This window comes from Streptomyces sp. NPDC089919 (genome assembly GCF_040684615.1).
Lineage (GTDB): Bacteria > Actinomycetota > Actinomycetes > Streptomycetales > Streptomycetaceae > Streptomyces.
Genome location: NZ_JBFBGK010000067.1, coordinates 1 through 22,495 on the forward strand (window position 1 = coordinate 1; position 22,495 = coordinate 22,495).

Genomic DNA, 22,495 nt, shown 5'->3' on the forward strand with positions numbered 1-22,495 from the left:
GCCCGCCGCGACGCCCTCACCCGCCGCATATGGCGCTTGAGGCGCGGGGTCCGGGGCGGAGCCCCGGGGAGCCCGGCCCCGCAGGGCTCGTCACCAGGCCGCGGACCCGGCATTCCGTGTGCGTTTCGACGCCGAGCGTGGACAGGTGCGCGGCGACCAAGGACGAGGATTCGTCGTCGAGTTGGCGTTCCATCAGGCGGGTTCCCTGCGTGGCCAGGACCACCTGCGCCCCCCGCGCGGCCAGCGCCCGCGCCGCGGAGACGCCGAGCAGGCCGCCGCCGATCACCACGGCCCGCAGCCCCGGCCGCACCGCCGCCGACAGGGCCAGGCAGTCGTCCATGGTGCGGAAGGCGTGCACGCCCTCGGGCAGTTCCCGCCCGCCGGGCTCGAACAGGCCCCGCAGCGGCGGCAGTACCGGGTTGGAGCCGGTGGCCAGCACCAGCCGGTCGTACCGCAGCAGTGCGCCGTCGTCGCAGTGCACCGCCCGGGCCGCCCGGTCGATCCGCACCGCCCGCACCCCGCGCCGCAGCCGCGCCCCCGCGGCCGGCAGGGCCGCGACCTCCGGGGCGTACCGGCCCGCGAGGATCTCGGCCAGCAGCACCCGGTTGTAGGGCGGGTGGCTCTCCTCGCCCAGGACGGTCACCTCCGTGCCGGGCGGGCCGGACAGCCGCTGGGCCAGCCGGAGCCCGGCCAGTCCGGCGCCGATCACCACCACACGTTCCGAGGTCATGCGAGGAGCGTGCGGCCCCGCTGTTTCCCGCCCGCATCGCCTCTGTTTCCCGCGGGGAACGCTGCCCTCCCGGCCTCCGGGCCCGCCGTGTGAGGCCCGCTTTAAGGCTTCCTCAAGCGGTCCTTAAAGATCACCGCACCCCCGCTGACCTGCCCTAGCGTGCCCGTCATGACCTCCGGACCCGAGCGCCCCGCCCGACTCCTGCGGGCCGGTGTGCTCGCCGGCGCCGGTGCGGTGGTCGTCCTGTGGGGCGTCCAGGTGCACCCCTCGGCCCGCCTCGACGCGCTCTTCGCGACCGCCGCCCACCTCACCGGCCTGCTGGCCGGCTACGGCGTGCTGGTGATGCTCTTCCTGATGGCCCGGGTGCCCGCCGTGGAGCACGGGGTGGGGGCGGACCGGCTGGCCCGGTGGCACGCGGCCGGCGGCCGCTGGGTGCTGGCCTGCTGCGCCGGGCACGCCCTGTTCGCCCTGTGCGGGTACGCCGTGCACACCGGGCTGGACGTGCTGCGGGCCGCCGGCGGCCTGCTGGGCTATCCGGCGCTGGCCGCGGCCGCCGGCGGCGCCGGGCTGCTGGCCGTACTGGCCGGCTGCTCGGCCCGCGCGGTGCGCCGGCGGATCCCGCACGAGGCCTGGCGGGCGGTGCACCTGCTCGGCTACCCGGCGGTGGCGCTGGGCTTCGCGCACCAGCTCGCCGGACCCGACCTGGCCCCGGTCACCGCGGTGGCCTGGTGCTGGACGCTGGCGCACACCGCGGTCGCCGTGCTGCTGCTCTGGTACCGGGCGGTGGTGCCGGTACGCCAGGCCCTGCGGCACGGGCTGCGGGTGGCGCAGGTGCGGTACGAGGGGCCCGGGGTGGCCTCCGTGACGGTCCGCGGCGAGGGGCTGGCCGAACTGCGGGCCGAGTCCGGGCAGTTCCTGCGCTGGCGGTTCCTGTGCCGGGGGCTGTGGCACACCGCGCTGCCCTTCTCGCTGTCCGCCCCGGTCCGGGACGACACCCTGCGGATCACCGTCAAGGGACTGGGCGCCCACTCGCGGCGGGTGCGGCGGCTGCGGCCCGGCACCCGGGTGCTGGCCACCGGCCCCTTCGGGGCGCTGACCGCCCGCCGCCGGACCCGCCCCAAGGTGCTGCTGATCGCCGGCGGGGTGGGCGTCACCCCGCTGCGGGCGCTTTTCGAGACCCTGCCCGGCGGCCCGGGGGAACTGACCCTGCTCTACCGGGCGGGCGACGAGGGGGCGCTGGTGCTGCGGGAGGAGCTGGAGGCGGTGGCCGTCGCCCGCGGCGCGGGACTGCACTACCTGCTGGGGCCCTCGGACGCGGCCTACGACCCGCTGGCCCCGCAGGCGCTGCGGGAGCTGGTGCCGGACCTGGCCGCGCACGACGTCTACCTGTGCGGGCCGCCGGCGATGGCGGCCGCGACCACCGCCTCGCTGCTGCGGGCGGGGGTCCCGGCCGACCGCATCCACAGCGAGTGCTTCACCTTCTGACCCGGCTCGCGTCCCGGACCGCCCCGGAGCGGCCGTCTTCCCCGAGGAGTACCGGCATGGCCCGTCACCGCCGACCCGCCCGCGTCCGGGCCGTCGTCACCGCCGTCCGGGGCCTGCCCCCGGGCCGCCGCTTGGCCGCCGGGCTGGCCCTGGCCAGCGCGCTGGCCGCGACCGGGCTCACCGCCACCGTCGCGCCGGCCGCCCCGGCGGCCCCGGACCGGACCGGCGAAAGCTCAAGCACAGCGCAAATCCCCGGCGATCGATGGACGGTGCACGGAAACCCTCCGTAGGGTCCTGACCATGCCCGACATATCGCTGACCATGATCGTTGTGCTCTGCCTGGCGGCGGCCGGGGCGGGCTGGGTGGACGCCGTGGTCGGCGGTGGCGGGCTGATCCAGCTCCCCATGCTGATGCTCGGCCTGCCCGCGCACCTGGCCCCCACCTACGCGCTGGCCACCAACAAGGCCGTCAGCATCGTCGGCACCACCGGCGCGGCCGTCACCTACGTCCGCAAGACCCCGGTGGACGTGAAGCTCTCCGTCCGCATCGGCCTGGCCGCACTCCTCGGCTCGATGGGCGGGGCGCTGCTGGCCGGCGGCATCAGCAAGGACGTACTGCGCCCGGCGATCATCGTGGTGCTCGTGCTGGTGGCCGGCTTCGTGATCTTCCGGCCGGGCTTCGGCACCGCCCCGGCCACCGGCCCGGTCTCCCGGCAGCGGATCCTGCTGGCCATCGCGCTCGCCGGGCTCGGCATCGGCTTCTACGACGGTCTCTTCGGCCCGGGCACCGGCACCTTCCTGGTGCTGGCGCTGACCGCGCTGCTCCACCTCGACCTGGTCACCGCCTCCGCCACCACCAAGATCGTCAACGTCTGCACCAACCTCGGCGCGCTCGCGATGTTCTCGTACCAGGGCTTCGTGCTCTGGCAGCTGGCCGGGCTGATGGCCCTCTTCAACCTGACGGGCGGGATGCTCGGGGCGCGGATGGCCCTCAAGAAGGGCAGCGGCTTCGTCCGCGGCGTGCTGCTCACCGTGGTCTGCGTCCTGGTCGTCAAGCTGGGCATGGACCAGTGGATGGCGGCCTGACCGGGCTCCGGGGCGTGCGGTCTGACCGGCCCTCGGTACGTGCGGTCTGACCGGCCCTCGGTACGTGCGGCCGGGTGCCCCTCCCTCACCCGGATAGCCTGCCCGCACCCAAACGGCGGCACAGAGCCTCCGACCCCCTCCCTGACCTGCGAAGACCCCCATCCGCCGACCCGCCGCCCCAGCCCCCCGCACCCCCCTCGGAAGGCGCCCCGGCCCCCGTCGGCTTTTCCTCGGAGTGACACCCGCGCCCCGAGGAGCGACATGCGCACCCCCCGCACCGGATTCCTGCTCGCCACCGCCCTGCTCGGCGCCGCCCTGCTGGGCCCCGTCGGGGCCGCCGCGGCCGAGGAGTTCGCCGACCTGGAGATCGTCCCCGGCTCCGCCGCCCCTGGCGCCACCATCACCGTCAACACCACCGCCTGCGGCCGCGACGGCACCGCGGACGGCGACGCCACCACCGTCGGCGGCGGCCGCTTCCGGCTCGCGCCCACCACGCACAAAGAAGACGTGGTGGGGCAGTTCCGGGTCGCCCCGGACACCCCGCCCGGGACCTACGCCATCGGCGCGACCTGCACCAACGGCAAGTTCGCCACCGGCGACCTGACCGTCACCGGCCGGGAGCAGCCGCCGGACCGCTCCGGCACCGGTCGGGAGCACCCCGGCGACCGTCCCGGCGAGCACCCCGGCACCGGCCGGGAGCCGCGGGGCCATGTCGCCACCGGCGTCGGCGGCGGCACCACCACCGAGTCCAACCCCGTCAAGATCGCGGCAGGCGCGGCCCTCCTGGCCGTCGCGGCCGTCGGCGGTGTACGGGTCCTGCGTCGCCGGGCGAGCGGCACGCGGACCTAGCCCGCCCCCCCGTCGCCCGGCCCCGCGGATCCCCCCTCCGCGATGCCGGGCGACGGTCCGTCCTCAGGCCGAGTACGACACCAGCGAGGGGGCCGGTCCATGCGCCGTGATCCACGCACCGCCGGTCGCGGCGGGCTGCTCGCCATCGTCGCCTGCACCGGCATCTGGCTGATCGGCAGCGGATCCGCCGAGCAGATCGCCCCGCCCCAGCCCGCGGCCGCCGAGGCCCGGGCCGCGCAGGCCGACTTCGGCCGGTCGCTCACCCCGCTGCCCGCCTCCGCCCCGCTGCGCATCCGGATCCCCTCGATCGGGGTGGACGCCCCGCTCGCCGGGCTGGGCCTGCGCCGGGACGGCGGGCTGGAGGTGCCGCCGCCCGAGCGGCGCGACCTGGCCGGCTGGTACCGGGACGGGACCCCGCCCGGCTCGGTCGGCACCGCGGTCGTCGCCGGGCACGTGGACAACGCCCAGGGCCGGTCGGTCTTCTACGACCTCGGCGCGGTGCGCCGGGGCGCGGCGGTCGAGGTGACCCGGCGGGACGGCCGCACCGCCGTGTTCACCGTGCACGCGGTGGAGGTCTACGACGCCCGCCGCTTCCCGGACGCCCGGGTGTACGGACCCGCCCCGCGCGCCGAGCTCCGCGTCATCACCTGCGGCGGCGGCTTCTCCCAGCGGACCGGGTACAAGGGGAACGTGGTGGTGTTCGCTCATTTGACGGGTACGTACTGAGGTCGGGCTCGGGGGGCTTCGGGGCGGGCGGTCGGGGTGTGCGGGTCCCCGCCGCTTGAGCGGCTGTGGCTGTGGCTGTCAGGCCCTGTGGCAGGACCAACCCTGGGACTTCGCGGCTTCGCCGTCGCCTGCGGCGATCCCAGGCCCGGTCCCGCCGCCGGACCAGCCTGCCACGACCCGTCAAGCGGCTACCCCGCACATCCCGACCGCCCGCTGCCACGCGTAACGGGTTGGGCTGGGAGCGGCCCGGGTCCGGCTGCCGCGGGGGCGTCGAGCGGGTGCGCCGCGCATCCCGACCGCTTGCGGGCACGGCGTACAGGGGACGAGGGCCCGGGCTCCGTCAGGCCGTGGGGAGGGTCAACTCCGCTCGGGCGCCGCCCTCCGGGGGGTTGGTCAGTTCCAGGCGGGCGCCGACCACGGCGGCCTGGCCCTGGGCGATGGTGAGGCCCAGGCCGGTGCCCTGGCCGCGCTCGGTGGCGCCGGTCAGGAAGCGCTGGGGGCCCTCGCGCAGGAGGTTCGCGGGGTAGCCCGGGCCCCGGTCGGCGACCGCGACCGTCGCGCCGGAGACCACGACCTCGACCTCGCCCCGTCCGTGCCGTTCTGCGTTGACCAGCAGGTTGGTCAGGATGCGCTCCAGGCGGCGGGAGTCGGTGCGCACGGGGGTCGCGCTGGCTTCGCCGGTCATGCGTACCGGGACGCCCGCGCGCGCCACCACGGACGCCACGAGCGGGCCCAGGGCCCCGACCTCCAGGACGGCTTCCTCCCGCCGGGCGTCCAGCCGGGCGACCTCCAGCAGGTCCTCGGTCAGCGTGCGCAGGGCCGCGACCCGGTCCCGGACCAGCTCGGTGGGGCGGCCCGCGGGCAGCAGTTCGGCCGCGGTGTGCAGGCCCGTCAGCGGGGTGCGCAGTTCGTGCGCCACGTCCGCGGTGAAGCGCTGCTCGGCCTCCAGCCGCCGCTGCAGGGTGGCCGCCATGGTGTCGACGGCGCGGGAGAGTTCGGCCACCTCGTCGCGGCCGCCGGGGGTCTCCGGGGCGCCGATCCGGGCGTCGAGCTCGCCCTGGCTGATCCGCCGGGCCGTCTCCGCGGCCGTCCGCAGGTCCTTGCTGAGCCGGCCGGCCAGCCAGGCGCCGCCCAGTGCCGCCAGGGTCACCACGCCGGCCCCGGAGGCGATCAACTGGCGGTCCAGCTCGGCCAGCTCCGCCCGCTGGGCCGCCAGCGGCTGCTTGACGGACAGGACCTGCCGGCCGCCGATCGGGCGGGCCGCCCAGACCGCCGGATCCGCTCCGTCCAGTCGCAGGTAGGTGGTGCGGGAGCCGTTCAGCGCCGCCTCGCGGAGCTCGGCCGGCAGCGCCGGGTCGTCGATCGCGGCCTGCGCCTCGTTGCTCGTACCGGGGTCCAGCCGGCCGGTCACCTCGTACAGCTGGCGGACCCGGATCAGCTGGTCCCGGGCGTGGTCGCGGGCGGCGGCCACCACCTGTTCGGTGCGCGCCTGGTGGATCAGCGCGCCGATGGCCACCGCGACCAGCGCGCAGCCCACCGCGAGCAGCACCGCGATCTTCCAGCGCAGCCCCAGCCCCCGGAGCAGGGCCCGGCCGGGCGCCAGGAAGCGTCCGCAGCGCGGCCGGCGGCCGGGCGGCACGGGCCTCACCGGCCGGCCCCGGGCGTGCGGGAGGACCCAGGGCGGGCCGGCCCGGAGGGGCCGCCGGTCGGCTCGGTCCGGTCCGGGACGTGCTTGCCGTACCGCTTCTCGTCGCTGAACACCGACAGCCGTACGCCGTCCCAGCGGTAGCGCACCGCCTGCTCCGCCCCGTCCGACGCGGCGGTGCGCACCAGCAGGTCGCAGCCCAGGGTCTCCACGGCCACCTGCCGCCCGGAGGTGTAGAGGACCGGCACCACCCGGTCGCCGACCGCCCGGTAGACGGCCACCGCCGACCGGCCGCTCTCCAGGTCCGCACCGATGATCAGCTCGGGCCGTCCGTCGCCGGTCAGGTCGCGCAGCACCGCCGGCCGGATCCCGGCCCGCCCGGGCCCGGTGATCTTCCCGCGCGCCGCGAACGGCTTCATCCGCCGGTCCGCCCCGACCACCTTCATGGGGTCCAGCTCCGCCAGGCCGCCGGCGGGCACCCGCGGGGCGTCGGGCAGCGGCTCGGGCGCCGGCTGCCGGGTGGCGACCTCGGCCCCGGGGGAGTGGGCGTCGCGGCCGTCCCAGGCGGGCCACAGGTGCTCGGGCCGGGGCTGGGCGGAGACGGCGGGCGCGGGCTCGCCGCGGCCCAGCCCGCCGGGTGAGGCGCAGCCGGCGGCCAGTACGGCGGCGGCCAGCACGGCGGCCCCGGCCAGGGCCGGGAGCGGGCGGCGGGGAGAAGGGATCATGAGGGGCGCCGGAGGGTAGGGGGAGGGGGGTTCCGGCCGGGGCGGGACCGGGGCGATCATCGGTGGGCGGCGCCCGTCACGGGGCGCCGGGCGGCCGGGTGACCGCCGTGGGCACGACGCCGTGGGAGTGCCGGGGCCGTCCGTCCGGCAGGCCCGGCCTCCCGTTGTAACCGAGGGAGGTACCCAGTGACATCGGTCGATCGGCCAGTCCCGCAGACCGGCCCGCCCGGGCCCCCGGTCGCGGCCACGGCGCGGGTGGGCGCCCCGTGAGCGAGCCGGAGCTGCCCTTCTTCGCCTACGGGACGCTGCGCCCGGGTGCGTACAACCACGATCGCTACCTGGCCGGCCGGACCGCCGACGAGGAGCCCGCCCGGCTGGCGGACGTGGTGCTGTACGAGGGGCCCGGGTACCCGTACGCCGTGGAGCTGGCGGGCTCCGAGGTGGCCGGGACGCTGATCACCCCGGCGGCGGGCCGGTACCGCGAGGTGCTGGACGTACTGGACCGGCTGGAGGAGTACTACGGGCCCGGGCGCCCGTTCAACGTCTACGAGCGGGTCACCTGCCGGGCGGTCCGGGCGGACGGCACGGCCGTGGCGGCCTGGGTGTACCTGGCCGCGGCCCCGGTCGCCCGGCGGCTGCGGGCCACCGGGCGGCAGATCGCCAGCGGGGACTGGTTCGTGCGGTAGCCCCGGCGGATGCGCGGCGGGCCGGGCCGGGGGCGGGGCCGGGCGGCTCAGCGGGCCTCCGGCACCGGCTCCGGCGGCTCAGCCGGCCTCCTCCACCGGCTCCACCCGGACCGCGCAGACCTTGAACTCCGGCATCCGGGAGACCGGGTCGAGCGCCGGGTTGGTCAGGCTGTTGGCGCGCCCCTCGCCGGGCCAGTGGAAGGGCATGAAGACCGTGTCGGCCCGGATGGCGTCGGTGATCCGGGCCGGCGCCACCGCCCGGCCGCGCCGGGAGACCACCGCCAGCGGCCGGCCCTCCACCGCCCCGATCCGCTCGGCCAGCCGCGGGTGCAGCTCCACGAAGGGCCCCGGCGCCGCCCGGTTGAGCTCGGCCACCCGGCGGGTCTGGGCGCCGGACTGGTACTGGGCCACCACCCGGCCGGTGGTCAGCAGCAGCGGGTACGCGGCGTCCGGCAGTTCGGCGGCGTCCCGGTGCGCCACGGGCACGAAGCGGGCCCGGCCGTCCTCGGTGGCGAAGCGGTCGAGGAAGAGCCGGGGGGTGCCCGGGTGGTCCGGGGCGGGGCAGGGCCAGAAGACTCCGTCCTCGCGCTCGATCCGGCCGTAGTCGATGCCGGCGTAGTCGGCCGGGCCGCCCGCCGAGGCGCGGCCCAGCTCGGCGAAGACCTCCGCCGGGTCGGTGGGGAACTTCTTCTCCAGGCCGCCGCCGGGCTCCGGGTCCAGCCGGGCGGCCAGGGCGTTCAGGACCTCCAGGTCGCTGCGCACCCCGGGCGGGGGAGTGAGCGCCCGGCGGCGCAGCAGCACCCGGCCCTCCAGGTTGGTGGTGGTGCCGGTCTCCTCCGCCCACTGGGTGACCGGCAGGACCACGTCGGCCAGGGCCGCGGTCTCGGAGAGGACCACGTCGGCGACGGCGAGGAAGTCCAGTGACCGCAGCCGCTCCTCGACGTGGGCGGCGTGCGGGGCGGAGACCACCGGGTTGGAGCCCATGAGGAGGAGGGCGCGGGGTCCGGTGGCGGTGCCGAGGGCGTCGAGGAGTTCGTAGGCGCTGCGGCCGGGGCCGGGCAGGGTCTGCGGGTCCACGCCCCAGACCTCGGCGACGTGCGCGCGGGCCGCCGGGTCGGTGAGCTTGCGGTAGCCGGGCAGCTGGTCGGCCTTCTGGCCGTGCTCCCGGCCGCCCTGGCCGTTGCCCTGGCCGGTGAGGCAGCCGTAGCCGGAGAGCGGCCGGCCGGCCCGGCCGGTGGCCAGGCACAGGTTGATCCAGGCGCCGACGGTGTCGGTGCCCTTGGACTGCTGCTCGGGGCCGCGGGCGGTGAGGACCATGGCGGACTCGGGGGTGCAGAAGAGCCGGACCGCCTCGCGGAGCCGGGGGACCGGCACACCGGTGACCCGCTCGACCAGCTCGGGCCAGTGGGCCATCGCGGCGGCGCGGGTCTCGGCCCAGCCGGTGGTGCGGGCGGCGATGAACTCCTCGTCGGTACGGCCCTCCGCGACGACGAGGTGCAGCAGGCCGAGGGCGAGCGCGAGGTCGGTGCCCGGGCGGGGGGCCAGGTGCAGGTCGGCCTGCTCCGCGGTGCGGGTGCGGCGCGGGTCGACGACGATCAGCGTGCCGCCGTTCTCCTTGAGCTCGGTGAGGTAGCGCAGGGCGGGCGGCATGGTCTCGGCCAGGTTGGAGCCGACGAGGATCACGCAGCCGGTGCGGGGCAGGTCCGCGAGGGGGAAGGGCAGTCCCCGGTCGAGGCCGAAGGCCCGCTGGTGGGCGGCGGCGGCCGAGGACATGCAGAAGCGGCCGTTGTAGTCGATCTGGGAGGTGCCGAGCACGATCCGGGCGAACTTGCCCAGTGCGTAGGCCTTTTCGTTGGTCAGTCCGCCGCCGCCGAAGACCCCCACCGCGTCCGGGCCGTGGCCGGTCCGGACGCGGGCGAGGCCGTCGGCGACGGCGTCCAGGGCCTCCTCCCAGGTGGCCGGCTCCAGCGCTCCCGTGGCGTGGGTGCGGATCAGGGGCGTGGTCAGCCGGACCCGGTCGGAGAGCACCGCGGGTGCCGTGCGGCCCTTCCCGCACAGCGCCCCCCGGTTGACCGGGAAGTCCGGCCGTTCCACCACGGTGATCCCGCTGCCGTCGGCGGCGTCGGGCGCCGTTGCCAGACGCATGCCGCACTGGAGTGCGCAGTACGGGCAGTGGGTCGGGGTGGAACCGGGATCGGTGCGCATGCCCCCAGCGTCCGCCGCCCGTGTTTCCCCCGCCCCCGCCCCGCGTTACACCCCCGGTACACCGACCTCCCCGCCGCCCCGCCCCCACCGGTGAGGCCGGCTCACCGGTCCGTCGCCCGTTTCGCCGGTGGGCCGGCCGTCCAGCCGCCGTCCACGGCCAGTTCGGCGCCCGTGATGTAGGAGGCGGCGTCCGAGAGGAGGAAGACGACGGCGGGGGCGACCTCCGGTGGGGTGCCGACCCGGCCCATCGGGGCGCCGGGGAAGCCGCCCTCGCCCGCCCGGACGCCGGTGGGCTCGGTCATGGGGGTGAGCGTCATCCCGGGATGGACGGAGTTGACCCGGATCCCGGCCTCGGCCAGCTCCACCGCACCGATCTTCGACAGCCCCCGCACGCCCCACTTCGCGGCTCCGTACCCCGCGGTGCGGGCCAGACCGGTGAGGCCGGCCGCGGAGGAGACGTTGACGATCGACCCGCCCCCGCCGGCCCGCAGCAGCGGGACGGCCGCCTTGATCCCGAGGAAGACGCCGACCAGGTTCACTTCCACCACCCGGCGGAAGTGCTCGGCGCTCTCCAGCTCCAGCATCCGGCCGGTGGCGATCCCGGCGTTGTTGACCAGGCCGTCGAGCCGGCCGAACTCGGCCAGGGCGTGGTCCAGGACCGCCTGCCAGTCGTCCTCGCTGGTGACGTCGTGCCGCATGAAGCGGGCCCGCCCGCCCAGTCCGGCGGCGGTGGCCGCGCCCTCCGCCTCGAGCACGTCGGTGACCAGCACCCGGCCGCCCGCCGCGACCACCGCCGCAGCGGTGGCCGCCCCCAGCCCCCGGGCCCCGCCCGTGACGACCACGACCTTGCCGTCCAGCTCCACCGTCACTCCCTCCGCCCCTGCCAATGTGACTGATCGTCATATTGGCATCGTCAGTGCGGGGATGCGGCCAGGATCCGGGATATGCCGGGCTCCTTCGGGCCCAGGAAGTGCGGGTCCGGCTGGAAGGCGGCGTCCAGGGCGGCCTTGCCGGCGGCGAAGACCTCCCGGACCCCGCCGTAGTACCAGGTCGCGTCGTGCTGGTCGTCCACCCCCACGCCGTACGCGTCGATGCCCGCGGCCCCGCAGAGCGCCACCGCGCGGTGGATGTGGAAGCTCTGGCTCACCAGCACCGCGCGCTTCACGTCGAAGATCCGCCGGGCCCGCACGCAGGAGTCCCAGGTGTCGAAGCCGGCGTAGTCGCTGACGATCCGCGCGTCGGGCACCCCCTGGCCCTTGAGGTAGGTCCGCATCGCGTCGGGTTCGTCGTACTCCACCCGGCTGTTGTCGCCGGTGACCAGCACGGCCCGGACCCGCCCGGTGCGGTAGAGCTCGGCGGCCGCCTCCAGCCGGCGCGCCAGGTAGGGCGTCGGCCGGCCCCGCCACAGCCCCGCCCCGAAGACCACCGCCACGTCCGCCGCCGGCGCGGTGGCCGTGCTCCGCAGCCGGTCCGCCGCCGCCACCCGCGTCCAGGTCGCCGGCAGCAGCGCCAGGACGCACAGCACCATCAGTGCCTGGACCGCCCTGCGGCGCCCCCGCACCGTCCTCGTCCACTTCCACACAGCCGCCCCCCGGAAGGCTCCGGCCCGCTCCCCTCGCGCGGGACCCGTCGCAAGATCGGACGAGCGGAGGCCCCGCGCAGTTCCGCGACCGGCCCCTTTCACTCGTACGAATGATCGGGTGAGCAGCCGGAAAACACCCGTCACCCCCGCGCAACGGCCCGGCAATCTGAGCCCTCCAGGATCGGTCCATGACGGAACAGGTGCACCCTTCCGCATTCCCGGTCCTGCCCCCGACCCTCCCGTTCGACAGTGCGGCCGAGCTCTTCGGCCGCATCACCGTCCAGCTGGGCAGCCAGCTCGACGGCCTGCGCCCACCCGGAGCCCGCCCATGCAGCAGCCCGTCCTCGTCGCCGTCGCCCACGGCAGCCGCGACCCGCGCGCCCTGCGCACCGCCCGTGCCCTCCTCGAGCGGGTCGCGGAGCTGAGGCCCCGCCTGACCCTGCGGCTCGGCCACGTCGAACTGGCCGAGCCGCTGCTCGACGACACCCTGCGCGAACTCACCGGCGAGGCCGTGCTCGTCCCGCTGCTCCTGGGCCGCGGGTACCACGTCAAGCACGACCTGCCCGCGGCCGCCGCCCGCGCCCCCCACCTGCGGGTGCGCATCGCCGCCCCGCTCGGGCCGCACCCGCTGCTCGTCGAGGCCCTGCGCGAGCGCCTGCTGGAGGCCGGCTGGTCGGCCGGCGACGCGGTGGTCCTGGCCGCCGCCGGCTCCCGCGACCCCGAGTCCGCCGCCGACGCCCGCCGCACCGCCGCCCAGCTCGCCGAGCGCCTGGGCGGGGTGCCCGTCATCCCCGGCTACGCCTCGGCCGCCGAGCCGGCCGTCCCCGACGCGGTGCGCGCCCTGACCGCCCGCGGCCACCGCACCTTCACGGCCTCGTACTTCACCGCCCCCGGCCGGTTCGCCGGCCAGGCCGCCGCCGCGTCCCCCGGGTCGGCCGCCGGCCCGTTGGGCGACCACCCGGCGCTCGCCCGCCTCGTCCTGCACCGCTACGACCGGGCGCTGGCCCTGCCGTACGTCGCCGCCCGCCCCGCGGAACTCGCGGTCGCCTGACCGGACTGATCCCGGATTGTCGGTCGGTCCGGTTACCGTCGTGGCATGGAAGGCACCGCGTACGACCCGGCCACCCACCCCACCGACCCGCCGCCCGCCGCGCCCGAGGCCTACGGCCCGGCCGACACCGACCGCTGGGCCGCCGAGCCCGACAAGCGCCCCGGCCGCACCGCCTTCCAGCGCGACCGCGCCCGCGTGCTGCACTCCGCCGCGCTGCGCCGGCTCGCCGGCAAGACCCAGGTCGTCACCCCCGGCACCCGCTCGCAGGACTGGGACGCCAGCCCCCGCACCCGCCTGACCCACTCCCTGGAGTGCGCCCAGGTGGGCCGGGAGCTCGGCGCCGCCCTCGGCTGTGACCCGGACCTCGTCGAGACCGCCTGCCTCGCCCACGACATGGGCCACCCGCCCTTCGGGCACAACGGCGAAGAAGTGCTCAACGACTTCGCCAAGGACTGCGGCGGCTTCGAGGGCAACGCCCAGTCGCTGCGGCTGCTCGCCCGCCTCGAGCCCAAGAGGTTCGTCCCCGATCCGGCCACCGGCCGGCCCGTCAGCGTCGGCCTCAACCTGACCCGCGCCGCGCTGGACGCCGCCACCAAGTACCCCTGGCCGCGCGGCGCCCACCCCACCGACCCCGACTCGGTCAAGTTCGGCGTCTACGAGGACGACCTGCCGGTCTTCACCTGGCTGCGGCAGGGCGCCCCCGCCGACCGCACGTGCTTCGAGGCCCAGGTCATGGACTGGTCCGACGACGTCGCGTACTCCGTCCACGACTTCGAGGACGGCCTGCACGCCGGGCACCTCGACCCCAACCTCCTCTTCGCCGAGCCCGAGCGGCGGGACATCTGGGAGGTCGCCATCGGCCGGTACGTCCCCGCCGGCACCGACCCCGAGGAGCTGCGCGAGGCCCTGGACCGCCTGATGGAAGAGGAGTGGTGGCCGCACGGCTACGACGGCTCGGCCGTGGCCCAGGCCCGCCTGAAGGACGCCACCAGCCAGCTCATCGGCCGCTTCTGCCTCGCCGCCGAGGGCGCCACCCGCGAGGCCTACGGCTCCGGCCGGCTGACCCGGTACGCCGCCGAGCTGGTCGTCCCCCGCGCCGCCCGCATGGAGTGCGCCGTCCTCAAGGCCGTGGCCGACCTGTACGTCATGCAGCGCGACGAGCAGGAGCGGGTTCGAGCCGAGCAGCGCATCGTCCTGGCCGAACTGGCCGAGGCCCTCAGCGCCCGCGCGCCCGAGGGACTGGACCCGCAGTTCCGGGCCCTCTTCGACGCCGCCCCCGACGACAAGGCCCGCAAACGCGCCGTGATCGACCAGATCGCCTCGCTCACCGACTCCTCCGCGCGCTCCCTGCACGCCCGTCTCACGACGCGCCGGGGGGTGAGCTGATCGGGCCACTCCCCCTTCCCGAGGCAGGCTCGGTGCGGGACGCTCGCATGTGGCCGTACGTGGCCCACAGGTTATGAGGAGGCATCAGGTGGTCGACGCACACCGGACGTTCGTCATCGTCGGCGGAGGACTGGCGGGGGCCAAGGCGGCCGAGACGCTCAGGGCCGAGGGTTTCACCGGCCGGGTGATCATGATCTGCGACGAGCGCGAGCATCCCTACGAACGCCCGCCCCTGTCCAAGGGCTACCTCACGGGCAAGGAGGAGCGCGACAGCGTCTTCGTCCACGAAGCCGCCTGGTACGCCCGCAACGACATCGAACTGCACCTGGGCCAGCCGGCCGTCCGCCTCGACCGCGAGGCCAGGACCGTCGCCCTCGGCGACGGCACCGTCCTGCAGTACGACCGGCTGCTGCTGGCCACCGGCGCCGAGCCGCGCCGCCTGGACATCCCCGGCACCGAGCTGGCCGGCGTGCACCACCTGCGCCGCCTGGCCCACGCCGAGCGGCTGCGCCGGGTACTGGCCGCCCTGGGCCGGGACAACGGCCACCTGGTGATCGCGGGCGCGGGCTGGATCGGCCTGGAGGTGGCCGCCGCCGCCCGCGGCTACGGCGCCGAGGTCACGGTCATCGAGCCGGAGGCCACCCCGCTGCACGCCGTCCTCGGCCCCGAGCTGGGCCGGATCTTCGCCGACCTGCACGCCGAGCACGGCGTCCGCTTCCACTTCGGCGCCCGCCTCACCGAGATCACCGGCCAGGACGGCATGGTGCTGGCGGCCCGCACCGAGGACGGCGAGGAGCACCCGGCGCACGCCGTCCTCGCCGCGATCGGCGCGGCCCCCCGCACGGCCCTGGCCGAGGCCGCCGGCCTGGCCCTGGTCGACCGCGCGCACGGCGGCGGCATCGCGGTGGACGCGAGCCTGCGCACCTCCGACCCGGAGATCTTCGCCGCCGGCGACGTGGCCGCCGCCCACCACCCGCTGCTGGGCCACCGGCTGCGCGTGGAGCACTGGGCCAACGCGCTCAACGGCGGCCCGGCCGCCGCCCGCGCCATGCTGGGCCAGGAGGTCTCCTACGACCGGGTGCCGTACTTCTTCTCCGACCAGTACGACATGGGCATGGAGTACTCCGGCTACGCCCCGCCCGGCTCGTACGACCAGGTCTTGATCCGCGGCGACGCGGCCAAGCGCGAGTTCATCGCCTTCTGGCTCTCCGAAGGGCGGGTGCTGGCCGGCCTGAACATGAACGTGTGGGACGTGGTCGCCGACATCCAGACCCTGATCAGGAGCGGTGCCCGGACGGATCCGGCCGCGCTGGCCGATCCCGCGGTCCCGCTGGCCGGCCTCGCCGAGGCCGCGGCGGGCGGTGGGAAGGCCGGCTGACGGGATTGTCGTGACCCGGCCGTAGACTTCACGGGTGGCTGGCAGGATCAACGACGACGACGTGAAGGCGGTACGGGACGCGGTCCCGATCGACGCCGTGGTGTCCGAATACCTCCAGCTGCGCAATGCCGGCGGCGGGAACCTCAAGGGCCTGTGCCCCTTCCACGACGAGAAGTCCCCGTCCTTCCAGGTCAGCCCGAGCAAGGGGCTCTACCACTGCTTCGGCTGCCAGGCGGGCGGGGACACCCTCGACTTCGTCATGAAGATCGACCACCTCTCCTTCTCCGAGGCGGTCGAGCGGCTGGCCGGCCAGGCCGGCATCACCCTGCGGTACGAGGAGGGCGGCTACACCCCCGGCCAGAGCGGGCGCGGCGAGCGCATCCGGCTGGTCGAGGCCCACAAGGCCGCCGCGCAGTTCTACATCCAGCAGCTGGAGGGTCCCGAGGCGGAGATCGCCCGGGCCTTCCTGGCCGGTCGCGGTTTCGACCAGGCGGCCGCCGCCCACTTCGGCGTCGGCTACAGCCCGGCCGGCTGGGACCACCTCACCCGCTTCCTGCGCGGCAAGGGCTTCACCGACAAGGAGCTGCTGCTCTCGGGCCTGTCCCAGGACAGCCGCAGCGGCAAGCCCATCGACCGCTTCCGCGGACGTCTGATGTGGCCCATCCGCGACATCAGCGGCGAGGTGGTCGGCTTCGGCGCCCGCAAGCTCCGCGACGACGACAACGGCCCCAAGTACCTGAACACCCCCGAGACGGCGATCTACAAGAAGTCCCAGGTGCTGTACGGCATCGACCTGGCCAAGAAGGAGATCGCCAAGACCTCCCGGGCCGTGGTCGTCGAGGGCTACACCGACGTCATGGCCTGCCACCTGGCCGGGGTCACCACCGCCATCGCCACCTGCGGCACCGCCTTCGGCGGGGACCACATCAAGATCCTGCGCCGGCTCCTGATGGACAACGCCACCGCCGAGGTGATCTTCACCTTCGACGGAGACGCGGCCGGCCAGAAGGCCGCGCTGCGGGCCTTCGAGGACGACCAGAAGTTCGCCGCCGAGACCTCCATCACCGTCGCGCCGGGCGGCATGGACCCCTGCGACCTGCGCCTGGCGCAGGGCGACGCGGCCGTGGTCGGGCTGGTCGAGGCGCGCACCCCGCTGTTCGAGTTCGCGCTCCGGCACATCGTCGCCCGGCACAACCTCGAGAACCCGGCGGGCCGGGCCGCCGCGCTCGACGAGGCCGCGCCGGTCGTGGCCAACATCAAGAACATCGCCATCCAGCACGAGTCCGCGGTCCAGCTGGCCGGCATGCTGGGCATCCGCGACGAGCAGTTCGTCGTCAAGCGCGTGGCGCAGCTGGCCCGCTGGGCCCGGGAGCGGGGCGCCAAGCCGGACCGGCCCGCCCGCGGCGCCGCGTACGCACAGGCGCCCGCGCCCGCCGCCCGGCCCTCGGGCCCCCCGCTGAACCTCCGCAACCCGGTCCACGTCACCGAGCGGGAACTGCTCAAGCTCGCCCTCCAGCGGCCCGAGCTGGTCTCCCCGGCCTTCGACGCCTACGGCACCGACGAGTTCACCGCCCCGCCCTACGCCACGGTCCGCGAGGCCATCGCGGAGGCCGGCGGTGCCGCCCAGGGCGGCGAGGACTACCTGGCCAAGGTCCGCGAGGCCGCGCCCGACGACACCGTCCGCGCGCTGGTCACCGAGCTCGCCGTGGAGGCCATCCACGCCAAGTCGGTCGACGAGGTCTACGCCGGCGTCCAGCTGGTCCAGGTACGGCTGCGCGCCGTGGACCGCCGGATCCACGAAGTCCAGGGCACCATGGCCCGGCTCGGCGGCCAGGGCCCCGCCGAGCGGATCGCGGCCGTCGAGCAGGAGCTGTGGGTGCTCCAGCAGTACCGCCAGTCCCTGCGCAACAAGGGCGCCGAAGCCCTCTAGCAAGGGCGCGCGGGCCCCTCCCGCACGCCCCGGCCGCACGCCCGTGCGAGGCTTCGGCCCGCCCGGCGGGGGGTAACCATCCGGTCACGCACCGGACTCAAAAAGTGTTCGCACGCCCCTCGTGGCGGCGATGTGTCGTACCCCACACTGAGTTGCGGTGCCAGAGTCCTCGGAGCCCTGGAGGTCGCCCCCGTGCAGACCCAGATCCTGACCGAAGCCGTGACCGCGCAGAGCCGGGGCGACGAGCACCCCGAGGCGGCCCGGGACAGCGCCGGCGGACCGGCCGGCGAGGCCGCGGACGGCGCGGAGCCCGAGCCCGGACCGGACGACGGACCCGAGCCGGACGACGAGGCACCCGACCCGGCCGAGGCCGCGCGGGCCGCCCGCCGCACCGACACCGGGGGCCCCTCCTCGGACCTGTTCCGCCAGTACCTGCGCGAGATAGGCAGGATCCCGCTGCTCACCGCGGCGGAGGAGGTGGAGCTGGCCCGCCGGGTCGAAGCCGGCCTGTTCGCCGAGGAGAAGCTCACCGGCACCCCCGACCTCGACTCCCAGCTCGCCGTCGACCTCGACCGGCTGGTCGTCATGGGCCGGATGGCCAAGCGCCGGCTGATCGAGGCCAACCTCCGCCTGGTGGTCTCGGTCGCCAAGCGGTACGTCGGCCGCGGCCTCACCATGCTCGACCTGGTCCAGGAGGGGAACCTCGGCCTGATCCGCGCCGTCGAGAAGTTCGACTACGCCCGCGGCTACAAGTTCTCCACCTACGCCACCTGGTGGATCCGCCAGGCCATGTCCCGGGCCCTGGCCGACCAGGCGCGCACCATCCGCGTCCCGGTCCACGTCGTCGAGCTCATCAACCGCGTCGTGCGGGTGCAGCGCCGGATGCTCCAGGAGCGCGGCTACGAGCCCACCGCCGAGGAGGTCGCCGGCCACCTCGAACTCGCCCCGGAGAGGGTCAGCGAGGTGCTGAGGCTGGCCCAGGAGCCGGTCTCGCTGCACGCCCCGGTCGGCGAGGAGGACGACGTCGCCCTCGGCGACCTGATCGAGGACGGCGACGCCGCCTCGCCCGTGGAGTCCGCCGCCTTCTTCCTGCTGCGCGAACACCTCGAAGCCGTGCTCTCCACCCTCGGCGAGCGCGAGCGCAAGGTCGTCCAGCTGCGGTACGGCCTGATGGACGGCCGCCCCCGGACCCTGGAGGAGATCGGCCGGATCTTCGGCGTGACCCGCGAGCGGATCCGCCAGATCGAGTCCAAGACCCTCAACAAGCTCCGCGACCACGCCTTCGCCGACCAGCTCCGCGGCTACCTGGACTGAACACGCCGGCGGGGGTGGGGCGATGCGCCCCACCCCCGCCGTGCCGTGCCGCGCCCGGGTCAGTCGACCTCGGCCACCGCCTGCGCGAACTGCGCCGCGTACAGCCGCGCGTACGCCCCCTCGGCGGCCAGCAGTTCGTCGTGGGTGCCCTGCTCCACGATCGAGCCGCTCTCCATCACCAGGATCACGTCCGCGTCCCGGATCGTGGAGAGCCGGTGCGCGATCACGAAGGACGTCCGGCCGTGCGCCAGGCGGGCCATCGCCTTCTGGATCAGCACCTCGGTACGGGTGTCGACCGAGCTGGTCGCCTCGTCCAGGACCAGGATCACCGGGTCCGACAGGAACGCCCGGGCGATGGTGATCAGCTGCTTCTCGCCCGCGCTGACCCCCTGGCCCTCGTCGTCCAGCACCGTGTCGTAGCCGTCCGGCAGGGTGCGGATGAAGCGGTCCGCGTGGGCCGCCCGGGCCGCCTCCTCGATGTCGCCCCGGCCGACCTCGCGCGAGGCGCCGTAGGCGATGTTCTCCGCGATGGTGCCGCCGAACAGCCAGGTGTCCTGGAGGACCATGCCGATCCCGGACCGCAGCTCCTCGCGGGTCATCTTCGCGATGTCCACCCCGTCGAGCGCGATCCGCCCGCCGGTCACCTCGTAGAAGCGCATCAGCAGGTTGACCATCGTGGTCTTGCCGGCGCCCGTGGGGCCGACGATCGCGACCGTGTGCCCCGGCTCGACGGCCAGCGACAGGTCCTCGATCAGCGGCTTGTCGGCCTCGTAGCGGAAGGCCACCTTCTCGAAGGTCACCCGGCCGCGCAGCTCCTCCGGCCGCTCCGGCACCGGCGCGTCCGCCTCCTGCTCCTCCGCGTCCAGCAGCTCGTAGATCCGCTCCGCGGAGGCCACGCCCGACTGGATCAGGTTGGCCATCGAGGCCACCTGGGTCAGCGGCATCGAGAACTGCCGGGAGTACTGGATGAAGGCCTGCACGTCACCGATGGAGAGGGAGCCCGAGGCCACCCGCAGCCCGCCCACCACGGCCACCAGCACGTAGTTGATGTTCGAGACGAACATCATCACGGGCTGCATCAGACCGCTGACGAACTGCGCCTTGAACGACGCGGCGTACAGCGCTTCGTTCTGCTCCTTGAAGGCCTGCGCCGACTCCTCCTGGCGGCCGAAGACCTTGACCAGGGTGTGGCCCGAGTACATCTCCTCGACGTGGGCGTTCAGCTTGCCGGTGGACTTCCACTGCGCCACGAACTGCGGCTGCGACCGCTTGCCGATCTTCGTCGCGATGACGATCGACAGCGGCACGGTCACCAGCGCCACCAGCGCCAGCAGCGGGGAGATCCAGAACATCATCGCCACCACGCCGACGATGGTCAGCAGCGAGTTGAGCAGCTGGCCCATCGTCTGCTGGAGCGTCTGCCCGATGTTGTCGATGTCGTTGGTGGCCCGGCTCAGCACCTCGCCGCGCTTCTGCTGGTCGAAGTACGACAGCGGCAGCCGCGCCAGCTTCGCCTGCAGCTCCTCGCGCATCCGGAAGACCGTGCCGTTCATCACCCGGTTCGAGAGCCGGGTGGCGACCAGCATCAGCAGGCCGCCGACGGTGAACATGGCCAGCGCGAACAGCGACACCCGGCCCACGGCGCCGAAGTCGATGCCCTGCCCGGGCGTGAAGTCCGTCCCCGCGAGCATGTCGGCCATGCCGCCCTGGCCGCGGGCCCGCAGACCGTCCAGGGCCTGCGCCTTGGTCAGCCCGGCCGGCAGCTGCCGGCCCACGATCCCCGCGAAGACCAGGTCGGTGGCCTTGCCCAGGACCTTCGGGCCGACCACCGAGGCGCCGACGCTGCCGACCACGGCCAGCACCATGCCCCAGACCCGGAGCCGGTCGTGGCCCAGCTGGCGCAGCAGCCGCTTCCCGGACCCCTTGAAGTCCATGGACCGCTGCGCCGGCCCCATCATCATCCGTCCGCCGGGCCCGCTCATGCGGCTTCCGCCTCCGTCAGCTGGGAGAGCACGATCTCCCGGTAGGTCTCGTTGTCCGCCATCAGCTCGTGGTGCCGGCCGACGCCCACCACCCGGCCCTCGTCCAGCACCACGATCCGGTCGGCCTCGCGGATGGTCGACACCCGCTGGGCGACGATCACGACCGTGGCGTCCTCGGTCTCCCGCGCCAGCGCCGCGCGCAGCGCCGCGTCGGTGGCGTAGTCGAGCGCCGAGAAGGAGTCGTCGAACAGGTAGATCTCGGGGCGCTGCACCAGCGTGCGGGCGATCGCCAGCCGCTGCCGCTGCCCGCCGGAGACGTTGGTGCCGCCCTGGGTGATCGGGGCGTCCAGGCCGCCCTCCAGGCGCTCCACGAACTCCCGGGCCTGCGCGACCTCCAGGGCCTGCCACAGCTCCGCGTCACTGGCGTCGGGCCGCCCGTAGCGCAGGTTGGTGGCCACCGTCCCGGAGAACAGGTACGGCTTCTGCGGGACCATGCCCACGGTCCGGGCCAGCAGCCCCGGCTCGATCCGCCGCACGTCCTCGCCGTCGACCAGCACCTCGCCGCCGGTCGTGTCGAACAGCCGCGGGACCAGCCCCAGGAGGGTGGACTTGCCGCTTCCGGTGGAGCCGATCACCGCCGTGGTCTCGCCCGGCCGGGCCACCAGGTCCACGCCGATCAGCACCGGCGCCTCGGCGCCCGGGTAGCGGAAGTCGGCGCCGCGCAGCTCCAGGGAGCCGCGCATCGCCAGGCTGCGCACCGGGTCGGTGGGCGGCACCACGGACGTCTCGGTGCCCAGCACCTCCTCGATGCGCTCCGCGCAGACCTCCGCGCGCGGCACCATCATGAACATGAAGGTGGCCATCATCACGGACATCACGATCTGCAGCAGGTAGGCGAGGAAGGCGGTCAGCGCGCCGATCTCCATGCCGCCGCTGTCGATCCGGTGCGCGCCGAACCAGATGACCGCCACGCTCGAGAGGTTCACGACGACGATCACGGCCGGGAACATCAGCGCCAACAGCTTGCCGGCGGAGAGCGAGACGTCCGTCAGGTCGGTGTTGGCCCGGCCGAAGCGGTCCTGCTCGTAGCCGTCGCGGACGAAGGCGCGGATCACGCGGTTGCCGGTGATCTGCTCGCGCAGCACCCGGTTGACGGTGTCCAGCCGCTTCTGCATCGAACGGAAGAGCGGGCGCGTCTTGTAGACGATCGAACCCACGGCGATGCCGAGCACCGGGACGACCGCCAGCAGCACGCTGGAGAGCTTCACGTCGAGGGAGAGCGCCATGATGATGCCGCCGACGCACATGATCGGCGCGGAGACCATCAGGGTGAAGGACAGCAGCACCAGCATCTGGACCTGCTGCACGTCATTGGTCGTGCGGGTGATCAGCGAGGGCGCCCCGAACTGCCCGAGCTCGCGCGAGGAGAAGCTCTGCACCCGGTCGAAGACGGCGGCCCGGACGTCCCGCCCCAGGGCGGCGGCGGTCCGCGCGCCGAAGTAGACGGCGCCGACGTTGCACGCCAGCTGGACCAGGCTGATCCCGAGCATCAGGGAGCCGAAGCCCAGGATGTAGCCGGTGTCGCCCTCGATGACACCGTTGTCGATGATGTCGGCGTTGAGGGTCGGCAGGTAGAGGGTCGCGCTGGTCTGCAGGAGCTGCAGCAGCACCAGCAGGGCGATCGGTTTCCGGTACGGGCCCAGATGGGTCCGCAGAAGTCTTATGAGCACGCGCA

At 74.9% G+C, this 22,495-nt stretch carries 17 protein-coding genes and 1 pseudogene; 10 read left to right on the forward strand and 8 right to left on the reverse strand.

Annotated features, from left to right (window positions below; all coding sequences use genetic code 11):
* Window positions 1–94: 94 nt before the first annotated feature.
* Window positions 95–730, reverse strand: a pseudogene (locus AB0O40_RS24450) (FAD-dependent oxidoreductase); the annotation flags it as partial.
* A 168-nt stretch (window positions 731–898) separates the two neighbouring features.
* Between AB0O40_RS24450 and AB0O40_RS24455 the strand changes: the two are divergent.
* The 4 genes from AB0O40_RS24455 to AB0O40_RS24470 all read left to right on the forward strand — a co-directional run bounded on the left by AB0O40_RS24455 (window position 899) and on the right by AB0O40_RS24470 (window position 4,876).
* The gene (locus AB0O40_RS24455) at window positions 899–2,215 is read left to right on the forward strand and encodes a ferredoxin reductase family protein (RefSeq protein WP_365045529.1); all 1,317 of its coding nucleotides are present in this window, start codon (window positions 899–901) and stop codon (window positions 2,213–2,215) included.
* A gap of 300 nt (window positions 2,216–2,515) precedes the next feature.
* Complete coding sequence (locus AB0O40_RS24460) at window positions 2,516–3,301, forward strand: TSUP family transporter (RefSeq protein WP_365045532.1); 786 nt, start codon at window positions 2,516–2,518, stop codon at window positions 3,299–3,301.
* A gap of 261 nt (window positions 3,302–3,562) precedes the next feature.
* Window positions 3,563–4,150 (forward strand): hypothetical protein, encoded by a 588-nt coding sequence (locus AB0O40_RS24465; RefSeq protein WP_365045534.1) that lies wholly within the window; start codon window positions 3,563–3,565, stop codon window positions 4,148–4,150.
* 99 nt (window positions 4,151–4,249) lie between these two features.
* Window positions 4,250–4,876, forward strand: coding sequence for a class F sortase (locus tag AB0O40_RS24470; protein ID WP_365045537.1), 627 nt, complete (start codon window positions 4,250–4,252; stop codon window positions 4,874–4,876).
* A 340-nt stretch (window positions 4,877–5,216) separates the two neighbouring features.
* Here the strand turns inward: AB0O40_RS24470 and AB0O40_RS24475 are convergent, their stop codons facing one another.
* Entirely contained in the window at window positions 5,217–6,515 is a 1,299-nt protein-coding gene (locus AB0O40_RS24475; protein WP_365045540.1) for a HAMP domain-containing sensor histidine kinase, read from the reverse strand.
* A gap of 5 nt (window positions 6,516–6,520) precedes the next feature.
* Window positions 6,521–7,246: a hypothetical protein gene (locus tag AB0O40_RS24480; protein ID WP_365045542.1), complete on the reverse strand. Its 726-nt coding sequence runs from the start codon at window positions 7,244–7,246 to the stop codon at window positions 6,521–6,523.
* A gap of 266 nt (window positions 7,247–7,512) precedes the next feature.
* On the opposite strand from AB0O40_RS24480, the gene AB0O40_RS24485 reads away from it, so the two are divergent.
* Window positions 7,513–7,932: a gamma-glutamylcyclotransferase family protein gene (locus tag AB0O40_RS24485; protein ID WP_365045545.1), complete on the forward strand. Its 420-nt coding sequence runs from the start codon at window positions 7,513–7,515 to the stop codon at window positions 7,930–7,932.
* Window positions 7,933–8,010: 78 nt separating this feature from the next.
* Here AB0O40_RS24485 and AB0O40_RS24490 read toward each other — a convergent pair whose 3' ends face one another.
* From AB0O40_RS24490 to AB0O40_RS24500, 3 genes are all read right to left on the reverse strand, one after another.
* Entirely contained in the window at window positions 8,011–10,137 is a 2,127-nt protein-coding gene (locus AB0O40_RS24490; RefSeq protein ID WP_365045547.1) for a molybdopterin oxidoreductase family protein, read from the reverse strand.
* Window positions 10,138–10,238: 101 nt separating this feature from the next.
* Window positions 10,239–11,006, reverse strand: coding sequence for a glucose 1-dehydrogenase (locus AB0O40_RS24495; RefSeq protein ID WP_365045550.1), 768 nt, complete (start codon window positions 11,004–11,006; stop codon window positions 10,239–10,241).
* 44 nt (window positions 11,007–11,050) lie between these two features.
* Window positions 11,051–11,665 carry an ElyC/SanA/YdcF family protein gene (locus tag AB0O40_RS24500; protein ID WP_365045597.1) on the reverse strand — a complete coding sequence of 205 codons (615 nt, stop codon included), beginning with the start codon at window positions 11,663–11,665 and terminating at the stop codon, window positions 11,051–11,053.
* Between the two features lie 382 nt (window positions 11,666–12,047).
* Between AB0O40_RS24500 and AB0O40_RS24505 the strand changes: the two genes are divergently transcribed.
* The 5 genes from AB0O40_RS24505 to AB0O40_RS24525 all read left to right on the forward strand — a co-directional run bounded on the left by AB0O40_RS24505 (window position 12,048) and on the right by AB0O40_RS24525 (window position 18,778).
* Window positions 12,048–12,770, forward strand: coding sequence for a CbiX/SirB N-terminal domain-containing protein (locus AB0O40_RS24505; RefSeq protein WP_365045553.1), 723 nt, complete (start codon window positions 12,048–12,050; stop codon window positions 12,768–12,770).
* 45 nt (window positions 12,771–12,815) lie between these two features.
* Window positions 12,816–14,156: a deoxyguanosinetriphosphate triphosphohydrolase gene (locus AB0O40_RS24510; protein ID WP_365045555.1), complete on the forward strand. Its 1,341-nt coding sequence runs from the start codon at window positions 12,816–12,818 to the stop codon at window positions 14,154–14,156.
* 88 nt (window positions 14,157–14,244) lie between these two features.
* The gene (locus AB0O40_RS24515) at window positions 14,245–15,534 is read left to right on the forward strand and encodes an FAD-dependent oxidoreductase (RefSeq protein WP_365045558.1); all 1,290 of its coding nucleotides are present in this window, start codon (window positions 14,245–14,247) and stop codon (window positions 15,532–15,534) included.
* A 34-nt stretch (window positions 15,535–15,568) separates the two neighbouring features.
* Window positions 15,569–17,464 carry a DNA primase gene (gene dnaG, locus AB0O40_RS24520; RefSeq protein WP_365045561.1) on the forward strand — a complete coding sequence of 632 codons (1,896 nt, stop codon included), beginning with the start codon at window positions 15,569–15,571 and terminating at the stop codon, window positions 17,462–17,464.
* A gap of 192 nt (window positions 17,465–17,656) precedes the next feature.
* A complete protein-coding gene (locus tag AB0O40_RS24525) occupies window positions 17,657–18,778 on the forward strand; it encodes an RNA polymerase sigma factor (RefSeq protein ID WP_365045564.1) in 1,122 nt (373 codons plus the stop codon).
* A 59-nt stretch (window positions 18,779–18,837) separates the two neighbouring features.
* Here the strand turns inward: AB0O40_RS24525 and AB0O40_RS24530 are convergent, their stop codons facing one another.
* On the reverse strand, window positions 18,838–20,760 hold the full coding sequence (locus AB0O40_RS24530; RefSeq protein WP_365045567.1) for an ABC transporter ATP-binding protein: 1,923 nt from the start codon (window positions 20,758–20,760) through the stop codon (window positions 18,838–18,840).
* Window positions 20,757–22,490 (reverse strand): ABC transporter ATP-binding protein, encoded by a 1,734-nt coding sequence (locus AB0O40_RS24535; RefSeq protein WP_365045569.1) that lies wholly within the window; start codon window positions 22,488–22,490, stop codon window positions 20,757–20,759. The genes AB0O40_RS24530 and AB0O40_RS24535 overlap by 4 nt, the downstream gene beginning before the upstream one ends.
* Window positions 22,491–22,495 lie beyond the last annotated feature (5 nt).

Excerpts from the sequence above, each read along its gene's own strand:
- AB0O40_RS24505 (WP_365045553.1), top strand. The coding sequence starts at position 12,048 with ATGCAGCAGCCCGTCCTCGTCGCCGTCGCCCACGGCAGCCGCGACCCG.
- AB0O40_RS24510 (WP_365045555.1), top strand. The coding sequence starts at position 12,816 with ATGGAAGGCACCGCGTACGACCCGGCCACCCACCCCACCGACCCGCCG.
- AB0O40_RS24500 (WP_365045597.1), bottom strand. The coding sequence starts at position 11,665 with ATGGTGCTGTGCGTCCTGGCGCTGCTGCCGGCGACCTGGACGCGGGTG.
- AB0O40_RS24460 (WP_365045532.1), top strand. The coding sequence starts at position 2,516 with ATGCCCGACATATCGCTGACCATGATCGTTGTGCTCTGCCTGGCGGCG.
- AB0O40_RS24480 (WP_365045542.1), bottom strand. The coding sequence starts at position 7,246 with ATGATCCCTTCTCCCCGCCGCCCGCTCCCGGCCCTGGCCGGGGCCGCC.
- AB0O40_RS24490 (WP_365045547.1), bottom strand. The coding sequence starts at position 10,137 with ATGCGCACCGATCCCGGTTCCACCCCGACCCACTGCCCGTACTGCGCA.
- AB0O40_RS24530 (WP_365045567.1), bottom strand. The coding sequence starts at position 20,760 with ATGAGCGGGCCCGGCGGACGGATGATGATGGGGCCGGCGCAGCGGTCC.
- AB0O40_RS24455 (WP_365045529.1), top strand. The coding sequence starts at position 899 with ATGACCTCCGGACCCGAGCGCCCCGCCCGACTCCTGCGGGCCGGTGTG.
- AB0O40_RS24470 (WP_365045537.1), top strand. The coding sequence starts at position 4,250 with ATGCGCCGTGATCCACGCACCGCCGGTCGCGGCGGGCTGCTCGCCATC.
- AB0O40_RS24465 (WP_365045534.1), top strand. The coding sequence starts at position 3,563 with ATGCGCACCCCCCGCACCGGATTCCTGCTCGCCACCGCCCTGCTCGGC.